Below are 12,099 nucleotides of genomic sequence, written 5' to 3'. Positions count from 1 at the left end.
CTCATCAATTCACTTTATTTACTCAAGATCCGCTCGCCGTTGGTAGTTGCCCTAAGCAGCAGTATTTAATCTCACTGAATTCATCAAAGCCATGGCAACTTCCCTCTCGCCCAAGACCCGACTGTTTAACGCCGCCAAATGGTATTGGCCCACCGGTCATCTTGACCGAATTGACACTCACCATGCCAAACTCTAACCCTCGCATGCAGCGCCAAATATCATGGATATTGTGACCATAGACATAAGCCGCTAAGCCATATTCAGTATCGTTACTCATTGCAATCACTTGCTCTAGATCGTCATAAGGGATCACACCTGCAACGGGGCAAAAGTTTTCTTCCCGATACACCGCCATATCCGGCGTGACATCTGCAAGTAAAGTAGGAGGGAAAAAGTTCGCTCCCGATAAATGGCCTTGATACTGAGAAATTAACCGCGCCCCTTTATCGATGGCATCACTGACTAAACGTGCCGCATTTTTGGCAGCATTCGCCGAAATAAGCGGCCCAAGTGTGACTTTCGGATCAAGCCCATTACCCACCACAATGTCATTCATTGACTTGGCAAACTTATCTAAGAACTTTTCATAGTGACGACGCGGTACAAAGATACGATTGGCCGCTAAACAATCTTGTCCTGATGTTTGAAACTTTGCATCGATAGCAGCATGAACCGCTTGTTCAATATCCATATCATCCAGCACAATAAATGGCGCATTACCGCCTAACTCCATGCTGCATTTTTTAACCGTATCTGCCGCTTGTTTTAGCAATAATTTGCCTACTGGTGTTGAACCAGTAAAAGACAGTGCTTTAACCACGGGAGAAGCACACAAGGTTTTTGAAATCATTGCCGCATCCCCCGTCACGACGTTAAAGACGCCAGCAGGAAAACCACAGCGATCGGCCAGTTCTGCTAAGGCAAGCGCTGAAAATGGCGTATCACTAGCAGGCTTAATCACCACGGTGCAACCAATGGCTAATGCCGCGGCCGCTTTCCGTGTGATCATCGCATTAGGGAAATTCCAAGGGGTAATTAAAGCCGCCACTCCAATAGGCTCACGCAACGTAGAAAGTTGCGCATTGTTGATGTGACTGGGAATGGTATGACCATAACTGCGACGCGCTTCTTCTGAAAACCAACGAATAAAGGACGCGCCATATTCCACTTCACCTATTGCTTCAGCGAGTGTTTTTCCTTGCTCAACCACCATTAAATAGGCCAAATCTTGCTTGGCTTCTAAAATGGCGTAATACCAATTCATTAGAAGATCTGCACGCTGATCGGCACTTAATTTTCGCCAAGGATGAAAAGCGTTATCTGCCGATTCGATGGCTTCTTCAATTTGTTGTTCTTTTAACATGCTGATGTAGCCAATAGTCTGGTTATTGGCTGGGTTTTCAACCGCATGAAAACTATCACCGCATTGCCACTTCCCATTGATATAAGCGTGATTTCTCACCAGACGAACATCATCCAGCAACGTCATCATTTCATGCGAAGCTTTATGCTCATTGTTATTAGCATAATGAACAGCGTGGTGGTTATTTGACTTATTGGTGGAATAAATATCTCGTTCAGCAAATCCCATGATGACCTCCCGTCCTATCAAAGTATGAGTAGAAGAATTAGCTCATAGTTAAAGGATAAAAAAAGCCGAGTGAGAATGTTTTTGAAGAAAGGAGGTTGAGGTAAGTTTTTTTCTGTTGAGTCACCAGAATTCAGAGGTTTTTTCTGGTGACCTTAACTGACTAGTACCATTTTAATAATGGCTTTCCACTGAAGTGGCATTTTGCTTGATGGTTTTGGTTACGATGTAAGTGAAATAGCGTTCAATCCCAAGGTCGGAATCAAGCCATAAGTCCATTAACCGTTGGTATTGATCAATATCTTGCGCCTGTACCTTGATGATGTAATCCACCCCACCGCCAGTAGCATAGCAATCTGTGACTTCTGGGGTTTCACACATTAATGATTCAAACCTTTTAAACGCTCTCGAATGATGTTCTTTTAAAGAAACTTCTACCAAAACCGAGGTGCGTTTTAATATCTGATTGATGTTTACACGGGCACCATAACCTTCAATAATGCCGGCTTTTTCCAGCTTTTTAACTCGCTCCCAACATGGGCTAACGGATAAATGAATTTCATCCGCTAATTGCGATTTAGTAATGCGCCCATTCTCCTGCAAAATTTGCAGTATTTTCATATCATATTGATCAAGCTGCATCACACCTCCAGCCTATTAAATACTTTCATTCCTAGTGCTCGATAAATTCTAGTGCTTAATAAATTCTAGTGCTTGATAAATAAGTGACGCGGATAGTCACACAAAGCTTGAGCACCAAATGATGTAATCACAATACTTTCGGTGGTTTCCAATCCCCAGCTATCAAACCAAAGGCCGGGCATCAAATGGAACGTCATGCCTTCTTGCAATACCGTGTCATCACCACTGCGTAAGCTCATGGTTCTCTCCCCCCAATCCGGCGGATAACTCAAGCCAATCGGATAACCACAACGAGCCCCCGCTCGATCAAATCCTGCTTTATCTAAAATGGTTTGCAGTACATTAGCCACATCGGCGCAAGTATTCCCGGGTTTCGCAACATCCATCGCTGCCTCTAACGCAATAGTTAATGCTTCATCGGCACGCTTAAATTCATCGTCTGGCTCACCTAAAAATATTGTTCGAGATAATGGGCAATGATAACGGCGATGTACTCCAGCCATCTCAATAAAGGTTCCTTCACCCTTATTAAAAGGTTGATCATCCCACGTTAAGTGTGGCGCGGAAGCATCTGCACCAGAAGGAAGCATAGGCACAATCGAAGCGTAGTCACCAAAGTGCCCTTCATAGCCCAGTACCGCCTGACGATTAATCTCTGCCACTAAATGATGCTTAGGCAAACCCGGTTCTATCATTTCAAAGGCCACTCGGTGCATATTCTCCACGATTCTCGCTGCGTGATACATATACAATAGCTCTTGCTCCGATTTCACCGCCCTGCACCAATTTACTAGACCTGTCGCATCTAATAACTGCGCGTTCGGTAAGCTATCTCTTAACCATTCGAATGCGGTTGCGCTGAAATAGTAATTATCTTTTTCGACGCCAATACGCCCACGATCCCATAATTTAGGCGCAAGAACGGCTTTAACCAGATATTCCATCGGGTGTAAATGAGGGTTCATTACATAGTAATCAGGATAATAAAAGACGTTTTCGGCTGCCATATAGACAGTACGAAATGCTCCGTTGGCATCTAAATAGCGACCAAACCAAATGGGCTCACCGCTGGTCGATATCACAACACACTGAGGCACATAGAAAGACCAACCATCATAGCCGGTTAACCATGCCATATTGGAAGGATCATGAATGATTAATAAATCCAGCTCATTCTCTTCCATTGACTGACGGACTTTAAGTAAGCGTTGCTGATATTCTTCCAACGAAAACTTAAATACAACTCGTTGCATATCCATTCCTCTTTGATAAAAGCAGCGTCTGATTTGCAATTAAAAAACCGCAATCCCATCATTTAACATCAGAGATCGATTACATTAGTACCAATCCAAATAAGTAGTTATTCGAAACTTACACAGTGAGAGTTAAGCAACTATCGAGCCATTTTTTTAAACTGATATAAAAGCGATTACTGATGGCTAGTAGTCTAACTTTAGATTTTGAAATTAAGCCTGATTACCACTTATTTCGATTGGCCTATCCCTGCCTGATGCAGATTAAAAAAGGTGAATAATAAAACCGTCATAATTTCAGTATGGTTCAGAGAATGGGATTTGCCTAAAAAATGTATTTCAAAAAAAAACAGACACGCGATGTGTCTGTTTTTAGGTAGTTTTCTATCAATTTTTATAATGCTGAAATTTAAAAATTAGTACTTAACTTGATAACTCAGCATATAAGTACGGCCTTGGCCTTTGTAATCAAATACTGATGCCGGTGCCGAGTTACCATAATAGATTTGAGCTCTCTGCCCCCAAACCGTAGTGTAATCTTCATTGAGTAAGTTCTGAATACCAAATCCTAAGCTACCTACTGGTAATTTAACTGACGTGGTTAAATCAACCGTCGTGTAGCCATCAAGCTCATTATCAGAATCATCACTTAAATCAAACATGGTGTTGCTTTGTAGACGCAAAGCGTAAATATCATCATACCAGCCGACCCAAGCTCCCATTTTTGATGCACTCGATGTCGTGACCGCAGATTTTACCCAATCACCATTGGCATCTTTTTCTTCACTACGGACAACATGACCTAGACCACCTATTTGTAGATTAGAAGTTAACCAATAATTAAGCTCCGTTTCTAAGCCATATACGCGTTTATCGAAATCGGAAACTAATACCGCAAGGGTACTTTTATCGTAAGAGGTCACCTTGTCTGATAGTGATATATAAGCAGCTGTTTGGATGCTTAGTTCACCCACTTGGTTTCGCATACCTACTTCGAAACTGTTAGTTTTCATTCCCTCTAACTTACTTTCAGACACATTAACACTATCGATTAGGCTCATGTGGCCATTTGCATCAGTTTGATAGTTACCATTTCCGTAATATTTAGCAGGGTCAGCTAAATCAAAGCCTTGGGAAAAGTTAGCCCATACTTGATTACGGTTATTAATGTGGTAAAGAGTACCTAGATTAAATAACCCTACCGCGTAGTCTGTGCTACCACCCTCAATACTATCTGCAGAGGTTGCACCACCTAAAGCAATCGTAGATTGAGCGTTGGCGCTAACAAAATCATCAATTTTATTATTTATATATTGATAACGATAGCCACCCTGCACTGTCCAATCATCGGTAATATTGTACTCACCCTGTATAAAACCTGCGATAGAAGAAACTTCAGTCCCTGGGTATCTGCCAATGGTGGCGTAGGTTTTATTAACTAAGCCGCCTGTTGCATAACTTGTTGCTCGGTCAAAAATATCCTGACTACTGTCTAAAGTATCGATGTAGCCATCTAGCCCATAGGTAAGATTAAAGCGACCAAAGTCTTTTAATAATGCCATACGCAGACTAACCACTTCGGTGTCCTGCTCTGACGCAGCCATATATGTACCGTAAATAAAAGGAATAAATGACAAACTTTCTTTACGATAAGAGGCTTGGATCATTAGCTGTTGGCTTAGAAAATCTGAATTTAAGTAATTCACATTCACCATGTAACGCTCTGTTCCACCTTGGCGATCTGATTCATAGCCTTTACTACGAACATTCAGTTGACTTTCATCTCTTAAGCCAGCAAAGTTTTGCCCAAAATCGATGCCATAAGGGCTATCTTGCTGGCTATCATAGTATTGCGCAAGAATGGATAAACTTTGACTATCAGTTAAGTTCAACTCACCGGTTGCCATTAAATCTAAAACTGTGTTGTATTGTAAAGACCCTTGCGTAATATCTGGCACAATGATGTCGCCATTGGCATCGTATTTAGCGCCAGTTTCATGGTAAACAGCAGAAAGTCGACCACGAGCCTTTTCATTACCGCCACTGATCGATTGAGCTATTTTTCCATCATAATCTTCACCGTTATTAAAACCGCTACCACCACCAACATAGGTTTCAGCGTGTAAGCCTTCATCGCGAGCTTTTTTGGTGACAATATTAATTACGCCACCGGTTGCCCCTGCGCCATAGACAGAGGTTGCACCTGAAAGCACTTCAATTCGTTCAATATTAAATGGGTCGATAGAATCAAATTGACGACTAATCGAACGAGATGAATTTAGTGATACACCATCAATCATTACCAAGGCAGAGCGACCACGTAGGTTTTGTGAAGTATTAGTTCTTCCTTGGCTACCAATATCTAATGAGGGGATAGTTGCGGCTAAAATATCCCCTAAACTTTTACCACTGCGCGCTTCTTCCTCGATACGCTCTTGGTCTACATACCAAACCGTACCCGGAATATCACTAATACTTTTTGGCGCAGTACTTGCCACAACTACCACGGTATCCAATGATGTGCTTTTCTCTTCGGCCTGAACGGAAAAGCTTGAAACACCTGCTACCGCTAATGCCAAGCTGACTGGTGCTAATTTTTTTGGTGGCAAGTTGAGTCCTTTTAACGTGTTGATTTCCATTTAACTTCGTCTCTCTATACTGTTTTTATTAATAAATGCCCATTCATTCTTCTTAGCGATTAACGCTATTGATTCTCCATTACCGTAATAAAAAGCCACCATTGATAATCGAAATATCAATAATAAGCATTCCTATGTTGAGTAATGAAAATCCCGCTATATTGACTCTATGGCCAACTTCATACGGTGTTGTAGCTATCCATTATTCAAGCTACAGATTTTGGTTGAATCTAAATGCTCAACCTTATTATTCCTACGATCTAATTCTGTTTTCTTAACAAGTAGATAAAGTAGCCACCACCAATCAATGATGCCAGCAACCCCGCGGGTACTTGCCAAGGAAACCAAATATTTCGCCCTAACCAATCCGCTAATAACATGATGTTACTGCCTATTACACAGGACAAGAGCATTTGATGTCGTGCGCTATATTGCCCCATGGATTTAGCCATATGCGGTGCCAATAAACCGACAAAACTCAGCGGCCCCACCACAATCACAGCCAACGCAGTAAGCATCGATGCAAACAACATCAAACATTGTCGAACTCGATAGGTATTCAGCCCTAAAGCACTCGCGGTAATGTTGCCTAGCGCCATCAAATCTAACCAGCGGTGACAAGCAAATAATCCAGCCGCTAACAACACAGTGCCAACGATCAAAAGTAAGGAATCTGACCACGCTACTAAATAAGTCGAGCCGGATAACCAAGCTAATAAGGCTTTCACTTGCTCGTTACCAGAGGCCAATGAGATTCGAATCAATGAATCTAATAAGGCGCTTAATGCCACACCCGTCAATAACATTTTCACTGGCGAAAGTTGGCTCTTACGGCTAAACCACCACACCATAAACATAATGAATAATGCCCCGCCACTACCAAGTAATAACTGTTCAAAACGCGTCACCGAACCAAACAACAACACGCCCAGCACTAAAGCAAAAGCAGCACCAGAACTGATACCAATCACTTCCGGGCTCGACATCGGATTGCCAGTAATTCGTTGAATAATACTACCTGCTAATGCCAATGCAGAACCGGCAAAAATCGCCACCAGTACTCTTGGCATTCTTAAATCTAAAACACTATGTGCAAAGCTCAGTTGCCAGCCGAATTGACTTTGTCCTAAAAACAAAGACATCAAAGTAAACGCCACTAACACCAATAGTGAAATCACAAATACTGGTAGAAATGTTTGTTCAGAAAATTGTGGGTCAGAATCTGGCTGAAACTTTTGCGAACTCGACCAGGTTTGTTTATTCAATAGCCACAGTAAACACGGCGCGCCAATCAAAGCTGTCACTGCGCCTGTTGGTAATAACTCCCCTGAAACGCCCGCAAAAGGCATGACTAACAGATCAGTTAATAGCAATAAAACCGCGCCCACTAACGTACTGAGCAATAATTGAGAAATCAGTCGTCTGGCCCCTAATAATTTGGCAAGACTTGGGGCAACCAAACCAATAAAGCTGATAATGCCCACTTCACTGACAATACTTGAAGTGACAAACACCGCGATCACCAAAGCTGCGATCCGCAATAAACCCACTTTGACGCCAATCGATGAAGCAACATCTTCACCTAGCTGCAAAATAGACAATGGACGCTGAATCACTAACAAGACTAGTAACGCAATCGCAACTTGTGGCAATAAATGCGCTACACCACTCCAATCATTTTGGTCTAATGCTCCGGCTCCCCAAATAAACAAGCCTGTTAATTGCTGTTCGTTAAATAGGATCAACACCATGTTGAGTGATCCTAAGAATAATGTGACAACCATACCGGCTAACACCATTTGTAGTGGTGCAAAGCCTTTGTGGGCGGTCAGTAAAAACACTAAACCTGTCGCCATTAATCCACCGATAAAAGCGAGCGTTTTCGGTGTCAGCCAAAACAGACCACTCAGCTCGGAATGCCATGCCGATAGAGGAAGTAATAATGCTATCGCAACCCCTAATTGAGCCCCCGAAGCCACACCCAGCGTGGTTGGTGAAGCCAATGGGTTTCTTAATACGGTTTGCATGACAGAGCCAGCAAGCGCCAATCCTGCACCACATAACAACGCCATCATCAATCTTGGAAAATAACTGTAATGCAAGATAACTTGCTGATAGCTTTCTTGATCAGGTGAGAATAAAGCTTGAACAAACTGATCAATAGGCAATGAATACGGCATACTAGCCTTAATCAATAAACTCAATAGCCCAATGATCAGCGCAACGAAGACACCATATTTAAGTACAGCAAATTTAAAAGAGATCGGGAGCGCAGCGTCCATCTACTTTGCCTTAACCTGTGATTCTATAGTTTTGGTTTTCGTTACTATTCGGGTGACTTCATCACTGAATTTTTGCGCAGCTAATAGTCCGCCAAATGTCCATACCGGTGGTAGTTCATGGGCTCGCTGTTCACGTACAAACTTCATGACTTTCCAAATAGGGTTACTATTGAGCAGTTTTCTTTCATCATCGGTTAATGGCCCATAATAGAAAACTTCAGAGCCTTGAAGTGGCGCTAATTGTTGAACAGTTGCAGAACTAAATCCCCAATTATTGCCTTGCTGTTGCCAAGCATTGGTTAATCCCATCAACTGAGCCGTTTCTCCAGATAAAGAAGAATTACCATGAATGCGGATATGTTTCTCACCGATAAAACGGATCAATAACAAAGGAGGAATGGTTGTTTGTGAGGTTTTTTCGAACTGTTCAATGTTCAGTTTATTGGCCTGGATCTTTTCATCAAAATCAGCAATCACTTGCTCTGCTTGCTCACTACGATGTAACACTTTGCCGAGATTACGAACTTGAGATTTGGCATTTTCTATTGGTTGATGTGAATCGGTATAAATACTTAACACCATGGTTGGCGCAATGGCATTCAACTTTTGATAAGCCGGACTCATTGCATCACTCATCAAAATAAGATCCGGTTTCATTTGTGCGAGAAGCTCTAGGTTTGGCTCTCTTCTTGAACCGACATTGACAACACTTTCGGGTAATTGTGGCGAGACAACCCAAGCTTGGTAGCCCTTAACATCCGCGATACCTGCTGGAGTCACACCGAGAGCGAGCAAATGTTCCGTCAACACCCAATCCAATGCCACTACCTTTTGCGGCACAGAATCCAATGACACTTCCCCCATCTCATGCTTAAAGCTTTCAGCGTGAGAACTAAACGATGTCCACAATAATAAGAATGAGACTAACCAGCTTTTCATACAAACTTCCTTTTAAATACAACTAACGGATATAGCTGATCGCATGACCAGATTCAGGATGAACAAATAAATCAAGTGGAATGCCGTAGATTTGATGCAGAACATCTTGCTGCATTAACTCATTAGGAGAGCCACTGGCTAACACTTTTCCTGAATGTAACGCCACCATATGATCGCTAAACCTTGCCGCCATATTGATGTCATGCAGCACCATGATCACGGTTAGCCCTAATTCCTGGTTTAACTCTCTCACTAAGGCTAATAATTCATATTGATGGGCAACATCTAATGCCGAGGTAGGTTCATCCAATAAAATACATTCACTTTTTTGCGCTAATAGCATTGCCATCCAAGCACGCTGTCTTTCGCCGCCAGACAATGTAGCCACAAAACGGTCTTGCATATGGGTGAGCCCCACTTGCTCAATGGCCTGATCGATATATTCTTCATCTTGGGAGGTATAGCGGCCAAACAATCCTTTCCATGGATAGCGACCAAAACGCACCAATTCGCGAACTTTTACGCCATCGGTTAATGGGGGGTGTTGTGGTAAATAGGCAACTTTAAGCGCAAATTCCTTGGACGATAATTCAGATAATGGCTGTTCATCCAATAAAATATTACCTTGGCTGGCTTGCTGCTGCCTTGCTAACATCTTAATCAGCGTAGATTTCCCACTACCATTATGACCAAGCAAACTGGTGACCTTGCCCTTTTCAAAGCTTAAAGACGTCGGACTTAAAATGGTTTTATTTTGAGTCTCAAACGTAACATCCTGTAATCGAAACATATCCTCAAGCTCACTAAGCAAATCAAACTGCGCAAATAGTAATGATTATCATAACCAGTATCAATACCGTTTTGAATTTATATGCATTTCAATGGCACTTTTGTGATGTTTTTCCGAATCATCACTTATCCTTTTTTATGAAGTAAGTAGCTAGATAAGTAGAGGGTTGGCGATAGGTTCAGCTAATTCTGGTAATGGCCTTTCACTGCTATCTCCTAATCCAATTTTAAAACGCACTTTATTAAGACAAATCTTATCTATATGGGTAGTTAATAGATCTAAAGCTTTAAAGCGTTCGCTCAATTCCGGATGTTGTACTTGGTAGTCTTGCAAAGTACTTTTTAGTAATCGATAAAACTCCAGCTCACTCACCCCGCTAGCTTCAAGCATTGGAGAAACAAAACGCAACACCGTCACAAAATGTCCGGTGAGTAAATCATGGATAAGATAATGAGCCGGCAAACGAACAAGATTAGCTTGAATATCATGATCAAGTGCTGAAAGCTCAGGATAATCTTGGTCGATTAATCGCAAGTCGCCGTGAAAATCTTTAATCAAGCAGCCAACTGGGAAGTGGTTTTCTAAAATTAAAGTGACGTTTTGTCCATGCGCTACGATTCCCACACCATATTTCGCCATTAAGTGATAAATAGGCACCACGACATGGGTAAACATCGCTTTCAACCAATCTTGCGGGGTTCGATTTGATATGTGAATTAACGCTTCAATGCACGGCACACCAGTTAAATCTTTTTGCATTAGGGTCGCCATTGAAAATGGTCTTTGGTGTTCACTCAGTAAGCTTTCAGCACGTTCTCGCCAAATACAACCCAGCATTTCTTGATAACGATATGGCCCGTCGATTTTAGATTGATAAGGATGAGGACAATATACGCCACCAATTTCTTGTTGAACTCGCAGGCCAAGCTCATTTAAAACCACATCTTGTTTTGCAATATCCGCCAACCAAGCTGAAATACGTGCGCCATGAGCAATATATTTGCCAGGGATCCCTCGATAACAAGAGGTATTTAAGATCGTTAATGCGGTTTTGACGTCTACATCTACACTCGGCATTTCTGCCGTTAATGTTCTGATTGATTGCTGGGCCAACCACTTCACTGTCGTTGTACCGAGATCGATCAATTTATTTTCAACGAAATACTGTAAAAATTGGCTTTGAAGATAACGCTGCAACTGCCAAGGATGCACAAGAATAATATCAAACTGATCTAGCCCACCTGCCGGCAATTTATCGAGTAGAGAATGCCATTCCTGCTCGGTGACAAAAGAAGCAAGTAAATCCTGAATATCTAAGCCAACTTTAAACCCAGACACAGAAATCGATTTATCCACCGCCAAGAAATGTAGTGCAAATGCTTGACCTGATTCAGGAGAATAACGCTCAAGATCGTGCTCCCCCCATCCTAAACGACCTTTATTGGCGATTAATTTAGGATGAGCATTTAAATATTTTTGTCTCGTGATTTCATCACACTGAACAATATCAAAAGCGGTAAACCCTTGTTGAACTTCCAAGCTACGCAACTCACTTCTTAGCGTCTGTTGAACTTCTTCAAAAAAGCCAGCTAAATTCATATCGGAAATATTGAGTACAGGTTGTAAATCGATCAATAAGTCATTTAATAAAGGGGCTTCACCATGGCTAGATTGAATTGAAGCATTATCAATGTTGAGCATTCCCCATACCGTTTCTTGTGCTTCAAATCTCCATTGATGATCCCCACAATCGAGTACATAGTTTTCCTTGCTCGATGTTTGAGTATTAGATGCTTGAGTGCTCAATGATGCATATTCAATTAACTGCTCAAAATGAATTTCACTTAATGTTTTACCAATCAAATTACGGTTTGCTTGTTCCCAAAATTTATACGACACGCAGCCTCCTACCACCCAATAACCACAAATAAGTCATTGATACTTATTCGTATAACAAATTTATGTA

8 protein-coding genes are annotated in these 12,099 nt (G+C 41.9%); all 8 read right to left on the bottom strand.

Annotation, left to right across the window (positions count from 1 at the left end; translation table 11 throughout):
• Positions 1–22: 22 nt before the first annotated feature.
• The 8 genes from L3V25_RS03640 to L3V25_RS03605 all read right to left on the bottom strand — a co-directional run bounded on the left by L3V25_RS03640 (position 23) and on the right by L3V25_RS03605 (position 12,032).
• Positions 23–1,492 carry an NAD-dependent succinate-semialdehyde dehydrogenase gene (locus tag L3V25_RS03640; protein WP_237294353.1) on the bottom strand — a complete coding sequence of 490 codons (1,470 nt, stop codon included), beginning with the start codon at positions 1,490–1,492 and terminating at the stop codon, positions 23–25.
• Between the two features lie 270 nt (positions 1,493–1,762).
• The gene (locus tag L3V25_RS03635) at positions 1,763–2,230 is read right to left on the bottom strand and encodes an Lrp/AsnC family transcriptional regulator (protein ID WP_144387906.1); all 468 of its coding nucleotides are present in this window, start codon (positions 2,228–2,230) and stop codon (positions 1,763–1,765) included.
• A gap of 65 nt (positions 2,231–2,295) precedes the next feature.
• Positions 2,296–3,483 carry a M24 family metallopeptidase gene (locus L3V25_RS03630; protein WP_237294117.1) on the bottom strand — a complete coding sequence of 396 codons (1,188 nt, stop codon included), beginning with the start codon at positions 3,481–3,483 and terminating at the stop codon, positions 2,296–2,298.
• Between the two features lie 416 nt (positions 3,484–3,899).
• Positions 3,900–6,122: a TonB-dependent receptor gene (locus L3V25_RS03625; RefSeq protein ID WP_237294116.1), complete on the bottom strand. Its 2,223-nt coding sequence runs from the start codon at positions 6,120–6,122 to the stop codon at positions 3,900–3,902.
• Positions 6,123–6,382: 260 nt separating this feature from the next.
• The gene (gene fhuB / locus L3V25_RS03620; RefSeq protein WP_237294115.1) at positions 6,383–8,404 is read right to left on the bottom strand and encodes a Fe(3+)-hydroxamate ABC transporter permease FhuB; all 2,022 of its coding nucleotides are present in this window, start codon (positions 8,402–8,404) and stop codon (positions 6,383–6,385) included.
• Complete coding sequence (locus L3V25_RS03615; RefSeq protein WP_237294114.1) at positions 8,405–9,343, bottom strand: ABC transporter substrate-binding protein; 939 nt, start codon at positions 9,341–9,343, stop codon at positions 8,405–8,407. It abuts the gene before it with no gap.
• A 22-nt stretch (positions 9,344–9,365) separates the two neighbouring features.
• Entirely contained in the window at positions 9,366–10,133 is a 768-nt protein-coding gene (locus tag L3V25_RS03610; RefSeq protein ID WP_237294113.1) for an ATP-binding cassette domain-containing protein, read from the bottom strand.
• A gap of 150 nt (positions 10,134–10,283) precedes the next feature.
• Positions 10,284–12,032 carry an IucA/IucC family protein gene (locus tag L3V25_RS03605; protein WP_237294112.1) on the bottom strand — a complete coding sequence of 583 codons (1,749 nt, stop codon included), beginning with the start codon at positions 12,030–12,032 and terminating at the stop codon, positions 10,284–10,286.
• Positions 12,033–12,099: the final 67 nt, after the last annotated feature.

Source organism: Vibrio sp. CK2-1, from assembly GCF_021726515.1.
Classification (GTDB): domain Bacteria; phylum Pseudomonadota; class Gammaproteobacteria; order Enterobacterales; family Vibrionaceae; genus Vibrio.
The sequence above is the reverse complement of the archived record's forward strand: the minus strand, read 5'-3'. Positions and strand labels throughout refer to the sequence as shown.